Source organism: Pseudoalteromonas sp. DSM 26666, assembly GCF_900116475.1.
Lineage (GTDB): Bacteria > Pseudomonadota > Gammaproteobacteria > Enterobacterales > Alteromonadaceae > Pseudoalteromonas > Pseudoalteromonas tetraodonis.
This window is the reverse complement of record NZ_FPAR01000011.1, coordinates 1-16,172: the sequence shown is the minus strand read 5'-3', so window position 1 is coordinate 16,172 and position 16,172 is coordinate 1. Positions and strand designations below refer to the sequence as shown.

The following is a 16,172-nucleotide window of genomic DNA, read 5'->3' as shown; positions in this document are numbered from 1 at the left end:
TGCAGCGCAGTAGGTGCAAGCATAAAAATGCCATAAAAATAATTACACAAGACTTTTAAGGGATTTTAAATTCAATAAATAGATAAAAAAGAGATAAAGAATTCAACCTTGGAGGGCGTGGCGTTTAAATTAACAAGCACCGTAAAGTACAGTGCTTATTTTAACTTTTTTTAATATTTACTCTTTCTTTTCTGCGCGTACGTAATTTGACGCACCACGAGTAATATAGCGTAACTGCCAAATAACTCGCTCAATTAATTCATCGCGTTGCTGACCTTCAATATCTAGCGCTTCGGCGCCAGCATTAAATACCAACGTAACCATAGCCTCTGCCTGAATATACGCATGAATCGCATCACAGGGCGTTTCACTTTCTAAATAATGAGCAAGCTCTAAAATAAAGTGTTTCACTTCACGTGCTACTGCCGCTCTAAATGCTTTTGAGGTACCTGAGCGTTCACGCAGCAATAATCTAAATTGATTACTAGAGTTATCAATAAACTCCATAAAAGTAACCACAGACGTATTTATTACACTGCCGCCACTGGCTATTCGCCTACGAGCTTGACGCATCAGCTGACGCAGGGTTAAACCCGCTTCATCAACCATGGTTAAACCTAGCTCGTTCATATCTTTAAAGTGACGGTAAAAAGAGGTGGGCGCAATACCCGCTTCGCGCGCTACTTCACGCAAGCTCAAATTTGAAAAGCTATGATCAGCACTAAGCTGATTAAAAGCAGCTTCTATTAATGCTTGTCGTGTTTTTTGTTTCTGTTGTGCTCTAACGCCCGACATCAACAGCTCCCTGAATGAATTTGTAATAAATTTTTAATTAAAAAAATAGCTAATAGTACAGTCTAATACTTGACGGCAGCAGATTGAAATATTATTTTAGCGTACAGTTGTACGCTGAGAAATGAGAAAGATGAAAAAACCACCACTTATATGGACCAACGTCCTGTTCTTTAGCCTGACGTTTTTGGCTGCTGTTACACTTGTACCTTGGTATGGGTTTAACTATGGCTTTACAGGCACACAATGGGCTGCTTTTGTAGCTTGCATGTTTTTTGCAGGATTATCGATCACTGCGGGTTACCATCGTTTATGGGCGCACAAAACCTACAACGCACACCCGGTCGTTGAATTTATTTTTGCCTTAGGCGGCGCGTTTGCTTTGCAAAACAGTGCGCTGCATTGGAGCAGCGATCATCGTATTCACCACGGTCAAGTTGATGACCCTGTAAAAGACCCTTATGCCGCTACCAACGGCTTTTGGTATAGTCACATAGGCTGGATGCTGCGCGACTACCAAGGCGATAGCTACGGTGATTACAGCAATTGCCGCGACCTACAACGCAATAAAATAGTGATGTGGCAACATAAACATTACTTAAAGCTGGTAGTTGCCATGAATGTTGGTTTACCACTGGTATTAGGTTTAATGTTAGGTGATGTGTGGGGCATGTTATTACTAGCGGGACTACTTCGTTTAGTACTGAGCCAGCATTTTACCTTTTTTATTAACTCTGTTGCGCACATTTGGGGTTCTCGCCCTTACACAGAAAAAAATACCGCACGCGATAATGGCTTTTTAGCCTTATTTACTTATGGGGAGGGTTATCATAACTTTCATCATATTTTTGCTAGCGATTACCGCAATGGCATTAAATGGTTTCATTACGACCCAACTAAATGGATGATCCGCTCGTTAGCTGCACTTGGTTTAGCGAGTAAATTAAAGCGCACACCGGTTGAGCGCATAGAAAAAGCTAAAGCAGAAACCTTGATGAGCAAAACGCAAGGTCGCCTCGCAAAATTGCCTTTAGCGCAAGATAAGCTTACATTATTACAACAAGAGTACGATTTGTTGCTTAAAAAACTGCAAAATTATTGCTCATTACAAAAACAAGTGTTGGAAGCTAAAAAAAATAATATGGCAAAGCAGTGTGAAAAGTCGGCATTAATGGCACAATATCACGAGCTTGAGGCCGCCTGGGAAACACAAAAACAGGCATGGCTAGCACTTAATGCGAGGTTATTAAAAGCCTCTTTTAGTTAAAATAGGAGTGGCTGTGGCCAAACAACCAGAAAAGAAAAAAGTACCCGTGACATACCAATATGATGCAATCATTATTGGCACGGGTCCTGGCGGTGAAGGGACCGCTATGAACCTCTCTAAAAGTAACAAAAAAGTAGCGGTTATTGAACGCCAAACAGCCGTGGGTGGTGGCTGTGTACATTGGGGTACCATTCCTTCAAAGGCACTTCGTCATTCTGTTAGTCGCTACATTGAATACAAAGCAAATCCTTTATTTAACGTAGGCGAGCGTCCGGTAAGACTTACCTTTCCTGATATTTTACGCCATGCCAGTTCGGTAATTTCAAAGCAGTCAAACTTACGCAGCAGTTTTTACGATCGTAACCGCATTCATATGTTTCAAGGCGACGCTAGCTTTGTTGATAACCACACTATTGAAATTAGACGTAATGACGGTTCTACTGAGCGCCTTACTGCACAAACGATTGTCATTGCCACAGGCTCACGACCTTATCGCCCACCAGGGGTTGATTTCACCCACTCACGAATTTACGAAAGTGACACTATTTTAGGCCTTGAACACGACCCTCATCGCGTACTTATATACGGCGCGGGTGTAATTGGTTGTGAATATGCGTCTATCTTTAAAGGGCTAGGTGCCAAGGTTGATTTAGTCAATACTCGCGATCGCTTATTGGCGTTCATGGATGCTGAAATATCTGATGCATTAAGCTATCACTTTTGGAATAGCGGTATTGTAATTCGTCATAACGAAGAATTTGATCGCATTGAAACCCGTGATGACTGCGTTGTTATGCATTTAAAATCGGGCAAACGTGTTAAAGCTGACTGTATTTTATTTGCCAATGGCCGAACCGGTAACACTGATACCCTTAATTTAGAAGCCATTGGCTTAAAAGCAGATAGCCGCGGACAGATAAAAGTAAACGAAACCTACCAAACAGAAGTAGACAATGTATACGCGGTAGGTGATGTTATTGGCTATCCAAGCCTTGCTAGTGCTGCCTTTGATCAAGGTCGAATTGCCGCAGATGCCATCGCGTGTGGTAATTGTGATGAAAAGCTGATTATTGATATTCCAGCCGGTATTTATACTATTCCTGAAATGAGTTCTGTCGGTAAAACAGAGCAGCAATTAACTGCTGCAAAAGTACCGTATGAAGTGGGACGTGCGCAATTTAAACATTTAGCCCGCGCGCAAATTGCAGGCACCGATGTGGGCAGTTTAAAAATATTATTTCACACTGAAACCAAAGAAGTACTCGGCGTGCACTGCTTTGGTGAGCGTGCCTCTGAAATTGTGCATATTGGCCAAGCTATTATGGAACAAAAAAATGGTGGCAACACCATCGACTACTTTGTAAATACCACGTTTAACTACCCAACGATGGCAGAAGCCTACCGAGTTGCGGCGTTAAATGGTTTAAATCGCTTGTTTAAGTAATATTAAGCACTAGGTAACAAAAAGCCCGCTTGAATCAAGCGGGCTTTTTTAATAACTCATCGTTATTTAGAAACTATTTATGATATTGCGCACTTAATTCATGCACGGCGTTAATGAATACACCGGCATTTTCTGGGTCAACATCTGGCGTAATACCGTGGCCTAAATTAAATACATGGCCATTGCCAGTACCAAAGTCTTCTAAAATAGTACCAACCTCTTGGCGAATACGATCAGGCGTACCATGAAGCATTGATGGGTCCATATTACCTTGCAGTGCTACTTTATCGCCAACACGACGTTTAGCATCACCAATGTTAATAGTCCAATCTAAACCTACTGCGTCACAGCCCGTTGCGGCAATCGCTTCAATCCACTGACCACCATTTTTGGTAAATAAAGTAACCGGTACTTTACGGCCATCGTATTCACGAATTAAGCCATCAACAATTTTATGCATGTATTGCAATGAAAACTCATTGTAATCACGCGGGCTTAGTACACCGCCCCATGAGTCAAATACCATTAGCGATTGCGCACCCGCTTTAACTTGCGCGTTTAAGTAATCTATCACCGAATCAGCTAGTTTATCGAGTAATAAATGCAGTGTTTGTGGCTCAGCAAACGCCATTTTTTTGATTTTACCAAATACTTTACTGCTACCACCTTCAACCATGTAAGTTGCAAGTGTCCAAGGCGAACCAGAAAAACCAATTAATGGCACTTCGCCTTTAAGTTCACGACGAATAGTGCTCACTGCGTTCATTACATAGCCAAGCTCATCGGTAGGATCAAGTTTAGGAATTTTTTTAACATCAGCTAGTGACGAAATTGGGCGTTCAAACTTAGGGCCTTCGCCTGTTTCGAAGTACAAGCCTAATCCCATTGCATCTGGAATAGTTAAAATATCACTAAACAAAATAGCTGCATCTAATGGGTAACGGCGCAAAGGCTGTAATGTTACTTCACAGGCTAACTCAGCATTTCTACACAGGCTCATAAAATCGCCCGCTTGTGCACGTGTAGCACGGTATTCAGGTAAATAACGTCCTGCTTGACGCATCATCCATACTGGCGTGACATCAACAGGTTGCTTGGCAAGGGCACGTAAATAACGGTCGTTTTTTAATTCGCTCATAGCGTATAGAGTCCTAGGGCTTTTAGAAATTGTGCAAGATTGTACCACCATATTTGCGCCCCCTCTATCGCTAAGCGATTAAATCGCTACAGAGTAGCGCTAGATCAAGTAATTTTTAATTTTCATTTCGTTTTGTATATAAAACAACCAAACAAACGTTAATAATAAAAACTTTTCATTAAACTATTTGCAACATCTAAAAAAGCTTGATATTGTATCTCCCGCGTTAACAAAACAATAACAAAAATTGTTAATATAAAAATAATAAAAATCTCTAATAAAAATAAGAATGCTTGTTTAAACAAGTCTAATAAAGAAATTAAACCACCGTAATAGGTGGTTTTTTCTTGCCTGGAATAAATTACTTACAACTTATACCCTTAAACAAAATTCCCTCTGGTATTACATCTATTTTACTTGTTGATATACACGCCAATTAAATATATCTTGGATAACATAAGTTTTATTTTTAATTTAAAAAATCCAACCCAGCTTAGGAGAAGAATTATGCTGAAGCGTGTAGAAAAAGCTCAACAAAAGTGGGGGGGTAGCCATACGGTCATCGATAATTGGTTAAACGAACGCCAAGAGCTGATTGTGCTTTACTGTAAAATTGCAGGCTTTTCACCTTATGAGAAAAAAGATCAGTCTTTGCCTGAACCATCACAAATTCAGGCATTTTGCCAAATTTTAATGGATTATTTATCGGCCGGCCACTTTGAAGTGTACGACGATATTGCTAAAGCCTGCGAAAAGAAAGGCCTAGAAAGCCAGCAACTCGCTAATACGATATACCCACGTATTTCAGATACCACTGACATCGCTCTGGATTTCAACGATAAGTACGCTGAGGTAGACGCTGAAGATTTACTAGAAGGCTTTGATAATGATCTTTCAGTAATGGGTGAAGCACTCGAAGCGCGCTTTGCACTTGAAGATGAGCTGATTGATAACTTATTTTCTAATCACACTGACTAATTAGTTATTCAACGTAATAAAAAAGGGACCTAAGGTCCCTTTTTTATTATCTATAACGCTTATTCTGCAGCGGTAGCTTCTGCATCATTTTGAATTTCTAATAATTCAACTTCAAAAATAAGTGTTGAATTAGCAGGAATTTTACCTAAGTCACGATCGCCGTAAGCAAGGTCTGAAGGAATAGTAAATTTGTACTTAGACCCTACAGGCATAAGTTGTAAACCTTCAGTCCAACCAGGAATTACACGGTTTAGTGGGAACGTTGTCGGCTCGTTACGTGAGTAAGAGCTATCGAACTCAGTACCGTCTAACAATGTGCCTTTATAATGTACTTTAACCACATCAGTTGCTACTGGTTTTGCGCCTTCGCCTTCGCTCATTACTTCGTACTGTAAACCAGACTCAGTAACCATCACGCCTTCTTTTTTAGCGTTATCAGCTAGGTATTTTTCACCTTCAGCTTTGCTTTTTTCAGACTCTACTTTTGCTTTTTCTTCTTGTTTAGTACGCACTGATTCGTCTAATGCTGTTAGTACTTCACGAATTTTCTCTTCGTCAATTTTTGCATTACCCGCAAGTGCATCTTCAAAGCCTCGCATTAATAAAGCTTGGTCTAATTCAATACCAATTTCTTTTTTATCCGCTAGGTCTTTATTTAAAAAGTTACCCACAGATGCACCAATACCGTACGCTTGTTGCTGTGCTACAGTATCTAGCTTAACGTCTGCTTGCTCTTTTTTTGCTTCTTGATTACAAGCTGTAAGCGCTAAAACTGACGCTGCAATCAATGACAATTTAATCGTCTTTCTCATTTTAAATCTCCGACACACTTTGCAGTTGCCATTTATTGTAATATTACTAGTTAAAGATTAACGGCCTACATGGTAGGCTGCTTGTTTAATAGCTAAACTAAAAACATATCCAGTGATTAGACAAACAACCTAGGCGTTTAACGAGACCTAGTCTAACCTCTCAGTCACTAAGAGTTAAGAGGAAATACCTGTAATATGTCGTTATTTCGTACTTTTTTAGTCGCCACTTGCTGTTTATTAACAATTGCATGTAGTGATGAAAAACAACAAGCAGTGGCCAGTTTTGAGCACACTGCACAGGGCGCCTTTTCATCTGCGTTATCGCACGATGGTCAATACAGCTTAGTGTCTTCTATCCATCATGGGGTCGCCCTTTGGGATAATCAACAGCAAGCGCTTAAATACCAATGGTTTCAACAGCAGGCTGAAGATAGCTTAGTTTATGCCGTAGCCATTGCTTTTGATAATAGCGTGGCTGTTACCGCCGAAAAAACCACCTTTGCGGTCTGGGATATTGCCACCGGCAAAAATAAAGGCTTTTATAAAATACAAAAAGCCAGCATTCGCGATATTGCCATTAGCAACCAAGGCCAAAGTGTTGTTTACGGGCGCAGCGATGGCGTTGTGGTATTTATAAACCTTAACACAGGTAGGCGCATTGAATTTTTAGGCCATCAAGAAAAAGTAAATACCGTTGACCTATCACCCAACGGGCGCTATGCACTAAGCGGCTCTAACGATTATGTTGCCTACTTATGGGATACTCAAAGTGGGCAAGTAGTTCATCGCTTTAATCACCCAACCCGAGTAACGCAGGTCGCTTTAGATCCTCAAGGGCGCTATGCTTTTACCGCCGACAGTATGGCACAAGCAAATGTATGGAAGCTGACTACAGGTGACCTTGTTAGTAAACTAAAGTATATTGCGCGTCAGAAAATTTTTACCGCAGTGCGCTTTAACGATCAAGGCACTTTATTAGCAACCGGTTCACCCAATAAACGGGTTGATTTATGGCAGCTAACCAGCGGTGAAAAAATTCAAACATGGCAAGTCACTCCGCGAGAAGGCAGTAAGCCCAAATCGGCAGTGGTACTTGATGTGGCATTTACAGATAACGGTAAATCATTGTTAACTGAAAGCTCGAGCGGAATCGCTGAGCGCTTTATTATACGAGAACCAAATGAACACAATTGAACATCGGCTAATGGAACTTGAGGCTAAAGTGGCTTTTCAAGACGAAACAATTGAAATTTTGAATGATGAAATAAAAGTTCACCAGCAACAGTTGGCAAAAATAAAGCGCCAAACCGAGTTGCTGGCTGAAAAACTTAAAGAGTCGCAAGCATCGCAACCTATGATGTCGAATATGCCGGAGCCTCCGCCACCGCATTACTAAACTGTTTAGGTTTAGTCGCCTGGATTAAACACGCCAATGATCTGTTCAAATTGGCGTGTTGATGCCTGCACAGCCTGCTCTGGTTGAGCCATTTTGTGACCACACTGCATACATTCAACTTTTTCTACGTCATGCTCTTTGTAGAGCATTAACATATCCATGGTTTTACACTCAGGACACGTTGCTCCAGCAATAAATCGTTTTTTATGTTTCACTTCGTTTTTCCTACCATTTTAACTGACGTTATTTTATCGCAATATTTGCCTACTTGATACGATTGATATAGCTAATAAGATCCGTGTTATAATGGCCGCAATTCAATCAAGGCACAGTAAAGTAACGTATTTATGATCCAAATCTCAGAAATAGAACTGCTTCGCGGTGGCAAAGCTTTATTAAAAAATGCATCGGCTACATTATTTCCAGAGCACAAAGTAGGCCTTGTTGGTGCTAATGGCTGTGGTAAGTCAACGCTATTTAGTTTATTAAAGTCTGAGCTTTCGTTGGATGGCGGTAATTGCAGTATTCCTAAAGATTGGTCACTGGCCTCAGTAAAACAAGAAACCCCCGCCCTTGAAATAAGCGCTATAGATTACGTACTGCAAGGCCACCCTGAATATTATGTGCTACGAATTGCTTTGCGTGAAGCTGAGCAAACCAATGATGGCGACACTCAAGCTAAAGTGCATATTCAACTTGAAAATATTAAAGGCTATAGCATAGAAGCCAAGGCAGGAGAGCTATTACATGGCTTAGGGTTTGCTAATAACCAAATAGAAAACCCAGTAAGTGCGTTTTCAGGTGGTTGGCGTATGCGTTTAAACTTAGCCCAAGCGCTTATTCGCGATGCCGACTTGCTGTTACTGGATGAGCCTACAAACCACCTTGATTTAGATGCTGTGTATTGGCTTGAGCGTTTTTTACGTGCCTACACTGGTACATTGGTACTGATATCTCATGACCGAGAGTTTTTAGATGCGGTGGTTGATCAAATTTGGCATATAGATAAACAACTTATCAATGTATATAAAGGCAATTACTCGCAGTTTGAACGCCAAAAAGCTGAGCGTTTATTACAGCAACAAGCCATGTTTGAAAAACAACAAGATCAAATTGCCCACTTAGAGCAATTTATTACTCGTTTTAAAGCCAAAGCCAGTAAAGCCAAGCAAGCGCAAAGCCGCGTAAAAGCGCTAGAGCGTATGGAAAAGCTTGCCCCTGCGCATGCTGACTCCCCATTTGATTTTGAATTTGCCGAGCCAACCGCTCTGCCTAACCCGCTAATGACACTCGACAAAGCTAAAGCCGGTTATGGCGATGTGACCATTTTAAACAGTATTAAGCTGAACTTAGTGCCTGGTAGCCGTATTGCGCTGCTTGGTAGAAATGGCGCAGGTAAATCAACACTTATTAAACTGCTTTCTGGTGATTTACAACCTCAAGCGGGCGAAGTATTTCAGCATCAGGGGTTAAACATTGGCTACTTTGCGCAGCATCAATTGGAATCACTTGATTTAAAAGCCAGTGCCGTCACTCACCTGCAACGTTTAAACCCTAAAGCCAGCGAACAATCACTGCGTGACTTTTTAGGGGGCTTTGCCTTTGTAGGCGATAAAGCACTCGACCCAGTTGCCCCCTTTTCAGGCGGCGAAAAAGCCCGTTTAGTGCTGGCTATGTTAGTCTATCAAAAGCCAAACTTACTGTTACTGGATGAGCCAACCAACCACCTTGATTTAGAAATGCGCCATGCATTGGTTATGGCATTACAAGGCTTTGAAGGTGCCATGGTCACAGTATCGCATGACCGCCACATGCTTAAAAACACCGCTGATGAATTTTACTTAGTTGATAACGGCGAAGTTACTCAGTTTGGCTACGACTTAGACGCGTATTATCAGTGGCTGCTTAATGCTAATAAAGAAGCCGCTAAAAGCGACACCGACGACGAGCCAAAAGCCCACTCACAAATAAACCGAAAAGAGCAAAAGCGCTTAGAGGCCGAGTTTAGAAAAGCGATCCAACCGCTTAAAAAGCAAATTGAAAAGCTTGAAAAACAATTGGATAAATTCGCTGCTGAACTAGCTGACGTTGAAGAGGCGCTCGGCGACAACACACTTTATAACGACGAAAATAAAGCTAAGCTCAAAGAGCTAATTACCAAGCAAGCCACGCTCACGCCAAAGCTTAACGATGTTGAAGAAGAGTTATTAATGTCGCTTGAAGAAATGGAACAAAAAGAGCAGGCATTCGCCGATGAACTTGCTCAATAGCGACAACTTTTGGCAATTTGCATGTCAGCTTTATAGCGAAGATGGCATGCAAGCGCGCCTGTTAGATTACCAAAACCAGCAAGGTAAAAACGTGAATCTGTGCTTGCTACTGTACTATTTAGATTCTCTCAATCTAGCAATTAGCCAAACTCAGTTAAACAAACTTGAGCAATGTATTAGTGAATTTGATAAACAGCTATTAAAGCCCCTACGTGCTACCCGCGCCTATTTAAAAGCAAATCAAACCGAGATTACAGATTACGCCGTAATTCGTAAACAACTGCTCAGCGCAGAGCTCAAGCTAGAAAAACAACAACAGCACATACTAATTAATACTGTTAATGGATTTGAGTTAGTAGCATGTACAGCACCGAATAATAATGCGCTGTATTTATAAACTATCCTTAATTAGCAGCCAGCGTTCAGCAGCCTGGTTATCCTCATTTACCGCTCATTCTGTTCTCGTTGTGTATAAAGATCTTAAGTAACTTATTCACAAAGAGTGTAAGGGGCGCTGCGCTTTTAGAGGAAAAATAGTCCCCAGTCGTGAACTTTCACTACCTAATACCTTTAATCTGACACCTTTCTCCCTTCAAATCCCGCTCAAAATATGATCCATATCAACTTCTAATCCACTGTTAAACAACTTAGGAAAATAGCTTGATCTGGATCATATCAAGCCCTGCCAAGCCAGCCTATGATTAACCCATAGACATCAGGAGGCCATTATGGACGTATTCTTTAGAGATTTTTTTAGCGACCCAGTACTATTTTTATCATTTGGATTTTTAGGCGTCGTTATTAGTTTATGCCTCTTCTTTGTGTATTTTTTCATGAAAAAAGTACACGATGCAGATATTAAAGAACAGCATTAAGCACGACGCACAAAGCGCCTTATTAGTTTACTGATTAGGCGCTTTTTATTTTTAAATATAAAAAATTTGCTACACTAGCGCTTCGTTTATTGCAAAGTGCGTAGTACAGACATGATCCCTAAGTTCAAACCCGCATGGTGGATGACCAACCGACACGTTCAAACCATAATGCCGCGTTTTTTTCGCCCTTTTCACCATACTCGCTACGAACTTGCGCAACTTGATACACCCGATGGTGACTTTATTGAGCTTGCTTGGTCACTCCCGCATAACGAAACGGCGCCGCTCGCAGTAGTACTTCATGGACTTGAAGGCAACATAAATAGTTTTTATGCCAAAGGCATGATGAAAGCATTAAAAAAGCAAGGGTTTGCAGTGGTGCTAATGCACTTTAGAAACTGCTCAACCGAAGTCAATCGCCTGCCAAGAGCCTACCATAGTGGCGACACTGCCGATTTAGCTTTTTTTATAAACCATTTAAAACAGCAATTTCCAAAGCGCCCGATTGTGGCGGTTGGCTTTTCATTGGGTGGTAATGTGCTGGCTAAATATTTAGGGGAAGAACACATTCACTGCCCGCTTAGTGCAGCCGCCGTGATATCTGCGCCCTATGATTTGTCATCATCTAGTGATGTTATTCGTAAAAGCTTAGGTAAAATTTATCAAAAATATTTGCTCGATCGGATGAAAAAGTCGATGCAACGCAAACTCCCGCAAATTAAACAGCAGATACCGATCACCACTGATCAGTTAATGGAAATTGATGATTTATTAGAGTTCGATAACCAGCTTACAGCACCGCTACATGGCTTTGAAAATGCGCACGACTACTACAAAAAAGCCAGTGCCATGCCGTATTTAAAAGATATTGCGACACCCACACTAATTATTCATGCCAAAGACGACCCTATGCTGTCGATTAAAGCAGTTCCAAGTAGTCAGGATGTAAGTGAGCATGTTACGCTGCGCATCTCAGAGAGGGGCGGCCACGTAGGTTTTATTAGCGGTAACAACCCATTTAAACCCGTGTTTTGGTTAGAGCAAGTGGTGCCTGATTATTTTAAGCAATGTGTATTTAATAACACCGATAAAGAGTGGCTATGATTATTCCTTTTGAACAACTTGATAAAGACACACTGTACAACCTAATTGAAAGCTACGTTTTGCGCGAAGGCACTGACTATGGCGAACAAGAGTTCAGTATTGAAAGTAAAGTAGCGCAAGTAAATCAGCAATTAAAAAGCGGCGAAGCTATGGTATTTTTCTCTGAGCTACATGAGTCGGTCACCATAATTTCTAAAAGTGAATTCAAAGCACTACAGAGTGAAGCGCAATTCGACGAGTAAACTTGTCAGACACGGCGTAAAAATAGACAATGGCTTTTTTAACTTAAAGAGCCATTATAAATGATAAAACTAAGCTCAATAGTTATTGCAATGTCGATTGCATTAACAGGTGCAGTACACGCAGAAATTACTCCCTCGGATAAAGCAATTAAGCTTACACACGATACCATTTTAATCGATACCCACATTGATGTGCCTTACCGTATTCATGATAAATGGGCGGATGTAACTAAAGCCACTGATGGCGGCGATTTTGATTACCCTCGTGCAGTAAAAGGCGGCTTAAATGCGCCATTTATGTCGATTTATATTCCTGCTCATTTAGAGTTTGAAGGCAAAGGCAAAAGCTTTCAATTAGCGAATCAACTTATTGATGGTATGGAAGCAATTGCACAACGTGCACCTGACAAGTTTGCCATTGCCAGCTCAACAAGCGATATAGAAGCACAATTTGCGCAAGGTAAAATGTCGATTGCTATGGGCATGGAAAACGGCTCACCCATTGAAGGCGATTTAAACAACCTACAGCATTTTTTTGACCGTGGTGTGCGCTATATCACCCTTGCTCACTCGCAAAGCAACCATATTTCTGACTCATCATACGATATTCGTCGCAAGTGGAAAGGCCTAAGCCCATTTGGTAAAGAGCTAGTAAAAGAGATGAATAACATCGGCATGCTGATTGATGTGTCTCATATCTCGGACGATGCGTTTTATCAAGTGATGGAACTGTCTAACACCCCTGTGATTGCATCACACTCATCACTACGTAAATACACACCAGGTTTTGAGCGTAATATGAATGACGACATGTTATTAGCTCTTAAAAAGAACGGTGGTGTGATTCAAATTAACTTTGGTTCAAGCTTTGTTACTGCTAAAGCAGGTACGTGGGGCAAACAGTTAAAAAGTAAAAAAGAAGCGGTAAAAAAAGATGGTACTAAGTTAAGTAAAGATTTTGATGCGATGTACCGCGCTAAAAACCCTTACCCATTTGCAAGCTTAGAGCAAGTGCTTGATCATATTGATCACGTTGTGAAGTTAATTGGTATCGAGCATGTTGGTATTGGCTCTGATTACGACGGTGTAGGTGACTCACTGCCTATCGGCTTAAAAGATGTGTCTAGCTACCCAAACCTTGTACAAGGCTTAATGGATAGAGGCTACAGCGATAGCGATATTAAAAAGATTTTAAGCGGCAATACGCTAAGAGTGTGGAAGCAAGCTGAGCAATACGCAAAATCTCATTAAGCTTTACGCGCTAGGCTTAGGTCTAGCGCTTATAGCCACTTTAAACACCGCATTTCGCCACTCACGCCCCGCATTCTTAATTACCCCGTATATTTACCCCTCATTTAACACACTTTTTAACAGACTTATATTTCGAAAACAGATAAATTACCCATTTTAGAGGCTGATTATTTTATGACTATAAACAAAGGAACTATTGCGATTGCTATAGCAACACTTGCCTTGGTAATTTCATGCTACGGAACATTTTTTAAAGATCAGGCCAGTTCGCTTAATAAACCCAACCAGCAACAGCTAAGCTCCACAGTTTCTATTAGTACTCCTGCAGAATACCAGCAATCAAATGAAGCCCTAATTGACGAACTAAGCAAGAAAGTAAGTTCGCTACAACGCAAAATAGCAAACTTAAAACTGCACGCTAATGACTCTTATCAAGAACAAGATACCGACGAATTTAAGGAGCTTGTTCTTGACGTACTAGAGGAAAAACAGCAGCAAGAAGATGAAAAACGACGTGAGCAAAATCCTCTTTATAGCTTTTATGCAGATTTACCAGAAGACTATGATTTAAGGATCAAATCAGAACCTGATTATGCTAAACAAATAAACTCTCAATTAAGAGAGCAAACTTTAGATCCAAGCATCTCTGATTTAAATAGGTTAGCTGCACTGAGCCAACTGCAAATGAATATGTATATTCTAAATAAATCTACTATGCCTGAGTATGACTATGAAGTAGTGGGTAACATTTTAAATTTAGCGAACAACAGTAGTGACGAAAAATTTAAAATTCAAGCTGTTGAGCTATCAACTCAAACACCGGTACTTGATTACCGCCTTGCAGAGCAGTTTACAAACTTGTTAGAGCAAGACTCGAATGATTATATCCGTCGCTTAGCTGCACAAGGGTTGATGGCGCAATACTACCAAGCTCAAAATAAACAAGGTGGTTATACGAAGCAAATGGCGCAACATCTACTTTCAGTTTATGACAACAGCTCTGACAATGCAGTCAGGGCAACGCTTGACGAAATGATGGGTAACCAAGATATGCTTGATGAATTACGTAAGAATGCTGGTTACTAACTAATTAAGTCCATACTCCTACTTTGTTACAGCGATAACATTAATAATTACACTTTACCTCAGGCATAAAAAACCGAGACTGAGCTCGGGTTTTATTAATGCTTAATGCATTACAACTAATGATTACTCTACGATAGTTGCTACAAAGCACCGATGCCTAAGTAAGTGCGCCACCTTCATGCTTTATCCTCTGAGTTCGATAAAACTCAACCCATGCTACGATGATCAAATTAACACCGCTCTGCTCTGCCTTAAGCCTCGCACCTAATACCTGAAACCTGTATTTTTCTTGAGACATTAAAAAGCCCGACGCTAAGCTCGGGTTTTTTCGTATTAATTAGCTAGGCTAATTATTACTCGTTGAACGTTGCTACAAAGCACCTACGCCTAAGGTAACTGCGCCACCTTCACATGATGTAAATCGCAGCCATTAAAAAAGGCCACCTAAGTGACCTTTTTCTAACAATTAACTTAAACGTTAATTATTACTCTACGATAGTTGCTACAACACCAGCACCTACAGTACGGCCACCTTCACGGATAGCGAAACGAAGACCTTCGTCCATCGCGATTGGCGCGATTAGCGTTACTGTCATCTTAACGTTATCACCAGGCATTACCATTTCTACGCCTTCTGGTAACTGTACGTCACCTGTTACGTCAGTTGTACGGAAGTAGAACTGTGGACGGTAACCTTTGAAGAATGGAGTATGACGACCACCTTCATCTTTCGAAAGTACGTATACTTCTGAAGTGAATGTAGTGTGTGGCTTGATTGAACCAGGCTTAGCTAGTACTTGACCACGTTCAACGTCTTCACGCTTAGTACCACGTAAAAGTGCACCAATGTTCTCACCAGCACGACCTTCGTCAAGAAGCTTACGGAACATCTCAACACCAGTACAAGTAGACTTAGTCGTCTCTTTGATACCAACGATTTCAACTTCGTCGTTCACGTTGATGATACCAGCTTCAACACGGCCAGTTACAACAGTACCACGACCTTGGATTGAGAAAACGTCTTCGATAGGCATGATGAATGGCTTATCGATGTCACGCTCTGGCTCTGGAATGTAAGTATCTAGTGCTTCTGCAAGCTCTACGATTTTAGCTTCCCATTGCTCTTCGCCTTCAAGTGCTTTAAGTGCAGAACCTTGAATTAGTGGTAAGTCATCACCTGGGAAGTCGTATTCAGAAAGAAGTTCACGAACTTCCATTTCTACTAGCTCAAGTAGCTCTTCATCATCAACCATGTCACATTTGTTCATGAATACAACGATGTAAGGAACGCCAACTTGGCGAGAAAGTAGGATGTGCTCACGAGTTTGTGGCATAGGGCCGTCAGTCGCAGCTACTACTAAGATAGCGCCGTCCATTTGAGCAGCACCAGTGATCATGTTTTTAACATAATCGGCGTGACCAGGACAATCTACGTGTGCGTAGTGACGAGTAGGAGTATCGTACTCAACGTGTGAAGTTGAGATTGTGATACCACGCTCGCGCTCTTCTGGAGCGTT

At 41.1% G+C, this 16,172-nt stretch carries 15 protein-coding genes and 1 pseudogene; 11 read left to right on the top strand and 5 right to left on the bottom strand.

Features of this window, described 5'->3' with window-relative positions; all coding sequences use genetic code 11:
- Positions 1-177: 177 nt before the first annotated feature.
- A complete protein-coding gene (gene fabR / locus BM380_RS15890) occupies positions 178-795 on the bottom strand; it encodes an HTH-type transcriptional repressor FabR (protein ID WP_013466159.1) in 618 nt (205 codons plus the stop codon).
- A 130-nt stretch (positions 796-925) separates the two neighbouring features.
- On the opposite strand from fabR, the gene BM380_RS15885 reads away from it, so the two are divergent.
- Positions 926-2,059 carry an acyl-CoA desaturase gene (locus BM380_RS15885; RefSeq protein WP_024602170.1) on the top strand — a complete coding sequence of 378 codons (1,134 nt, stop codon included), beginning with the start codon at positions 926-928 and terminating at the stop codon, positions 2,057-2,059.
- Between the two features lie 13 nt (positions 2,060-2,072).
- Positions 2,073-3,503, top strand: coding sequence for a Si-specific NAD(P)(+) transhydrogenase (gene sthA, locus BM380_RS15880; protein WP_175527473.1), 1,431 nt, complete (start codon positions 2,073-2,075; stop codon positions 3,501-3,503).
- A 73-nt stretch (positions 3,504-3,576) separates the two neighbouring features.
- Here sthA and hemE read toward each other — a convergent pair whose 3' ends face one another.
- The gene (gene hemE, locus BM380_RS15875; RefSeq protein ID WP_013466162.1) at positions 3,577-4,641 is read right to left on the bottom strand and encodes a uroporphyrinogen decarboxylase; all 1,065 of its coding nucleotides are present in this window, start codon (positions 4,639-4,641) and stop codon (positions 3,577-3,579) included.
- A gap of 507 nt (positions 4,642-5,148) precedes the next feature.
- Here hemE and BM380_RS15870 point away from each other — a divergent pair.
- A complete protein-coding gene (locus tag BM380_RS15870; RefSeq protein ID WP_013466164.1) occupies positions 5,149-5,619 on the top strand; it encodes an Rsd/AlgQ family anti-sigma factor in 471 nt (156 codons plus the stop codon).
- Positions 5,620-5,678: 59 nt separating this feature from the next.
- Here the strand turns inward: BM380_RS15870 and fkpA are convergent, their stop codons facing one another.
- Positions 5,679-6,431 carry an FKBP-type peptidyl-prolyl cis-trans isomerase gene (gene fkpA / locus BM380_RS15865; protein WP_090495172.1) on the bottom strand — a complete coding sequence of 251 codons (753 nt, stop codon included), beginning with the start codon at positions 6,429-6,431 and terminating at the stop codon, positions 5,679-5,681.
- Between the two features lie 195 nt (positions 6,432-6,626).
- Here fkpA and BM380_RS15860 point away from each other — a divergent pair, with 195 nt between their 5' ends.
- Together BM380_RS15860 and BM380_RS15855 are read left to right on the top strand one after the other, a co-directional pair.
- Complete coding sequence (locus BM380_RS15860; protein WP_013466166.1) at positions 6,627-7,625, top strand: WD40 repeat domain-containing protein; 999 nt, start codon at positions 6,627-6,629, stop codon at positions 7,623-7,625.
- The gene (locus tag BM380_RS15855) at positions 7,612-7,827 is read left to right on the top strand and encodes a SlyX family protein (RefSeq protein ID WP_013466167.1); all 216 of its coding nucleotides are present in this window, start codon (positions 7,612-7,614) and stop codon (positions 7,825-7,827) included. The genes BM380_RS15860 and BM380_RS15855 overlap by 14 nt, the downstream gene beginning before the upstream one ends.
- 11 nt (positions 7,828-7,838) lie before the next feature.
- Here the strand turns inward: BM380_RS15855 and BM380_RS15850 are convergent, their stop codons facing one another.
- Positions 7,839-8,042 carry a YheV family putative zinc ribbon protein gene (locus tag BM380_RS15850; protein WP_008114218.1) on the bottom strand — a complete coding sequence of 68 codons (204 nt, stop codon included), beginning with the start codon at positions 8,040-8,042 and terminating at the stop codon, positions 7,839-7,841.
- A gap of 132 nt (positions 8,043-8,174) precedes the next feature.
- On the opposite strand from BM380_RS15850, the pseudogene BM380_RS15845 reads away from it, so the two are divergent.
- The 6 genes and pseudogenes from BM380_RS15845 to BM380_RS15820 form a co-directional block, all read left to right on the top strand.
- Positions 8,175-9,539, top strand: a pseudogene (locus tag BM380_RS15845) (ATP-binding cassette domain-containing protein); the annotation flags it as partial.
- 541 nt (positions 9,540-10,080) lie between these two features.
- Entirely contained in the window at positions 10,081-10,494 is a 414-nt protein-coding gene (locus tag BM380_RS15840; protein ID WP_090495168.1) for a TIGR02444 family protein, read from the top strand.
- A gap of 589 nt (positions 10,495-11,083) precedes the next feature.
- On the top strand, positions 11,084-12,076 hold the full coding sequence (locus tag BM380_RS15835) for a hydrolase (RefSeq protein WP_090495166.1): 993 nt from the start codon (positions 11,084-11,086) through the stop codon (positions 12,074-12,076).
- Complete coding sequence (locus BM380_RS15830) at positions 12,073-12,318, top strand: YheU family protein (RefSeq protein WP_008114225.1); 246 nt, start codon at positions 12,073-12,075, stop codon at positions 12,316-12,318. The genes BM380_RS15835 and BM380_RS15830 overlap by 4 nt, the downstream gene beginning before the upstream one ends.
- Before the next feature lie 60 nt (positions 12,319-12,378).
- Positions 12,379-13,569 carry a dipeptidase gene (locus BM380_RS15825; RefSeq protein ID WP_090495164.1) on the top strand — a complete coding sequence of 397 codons (1,191 nt, stop codon included), beginning with the start codon at positions 12,379-12,381 and terminating at the stop codon, positions 13,567-13,569.
- 174 nt (positions 13,570-13,743) lie between these two features.
- Positions 13,744-14,655: a hypothetical protein gene (locus tag BM380_RS15820; RefSeq protein ID WP_028834811.1), complete on the top strand. Its 912-nt coding sequence runs from the start codon at positions 13,744-13,746 to the stop codon at positions 14,653-14,655.
- A 485-nt stretch (positions 14,656-15,140) separates the two neighbouring features.
- On the opposite strand, the gene tuf is transcribed toward BM380_RS15820, so the two are convergent.
- Positions 15,141-16,172, bottom strand: a 1,032-nt coding sequence (gene tuf, locus BM380_RS15815) for an elongation factor Tu (protein WP_090494895.1), incomplete at its 5' end; no start/stop codon positions are given.

Coding starts and splice junctions, on each gene's coding strand:
- fabR (WP_013466159.1), bottom strand. CDS start 795: ATGTCGGGCGTTAGAGCACAACAGAAACAAAAAACACGACAAGCATTA.
- BM380_RS15835 (WP_090495166.1), top strand. CDS start 11,084: ATGATCCCTAAGTTCAAACCCGCATGGTGGATGACCAACCGACACGTT.
- fkpA (WP_090495172.1), bottom strand. CDS start 6,431: ATGAGAAAGACGATTAAATTGTCATTGATTGCAGCGTCAGTTTTAGCG.
- hemE (WP_013466162.1), bottom strand. CDS start 4,641: ATGAGCGAATTAAAAAACGACCGTTATTTACGTGCCCTTGCCAAGCAA.
- BM380_RS15825 (WP_090495164.1), top strand. CDS start 12,379: ATGATAAAACTAAGCTCAATAGTTATTGCAATGTCGATTGCATTAACA.
- BM380_RS15885 (WP_024602170.1), top strand. CDS start 926: ATGAAAAAACCACCACTTATATGGACCAACGTCCTGTTCTTTAGCCTG.
- BM380_RS15830 (WP_008114225.1), top strand. CDS start 12,073: ATGATTATTCCTTTTGAACAACTTGATAAAGACACACTGTACAACCTA.
- BM380_RS15840 (WP_090495168.1), top strand. CDS start 10,081: ATGAACTTGCTCAATAGCGACAACTTTTGGCAATTTGCATGTCAGCTT.
- BM380_RS15860 (WP_013466166.1), top strand. CDS start 6,627: ATGTCGTTATTTCGTACTTTTTTAGTCGCCACTTGCTGTTTATTAACA.
- BM380_RS15870 (WP_013466164.1), top strand. CDS start 5,149: ATGCTGAAGCGTGTAGAAAAAGCTCAACAAAAGTGGGGGGGTAGCCAT.
- BM380_RS15855 (WP_013466167.1), top strand. CDS start 7,612: ATGAACACAATTGAACATCGGCTAATGGAACTTGAGGCTAAAGTGGCT.
- BM380_RS15820 (WP_028834811.1), top strand. CDS start 13,744: ATGACTATAAACAAAGGAACTATTGCGATTGCTATAGCAACACTTGCC.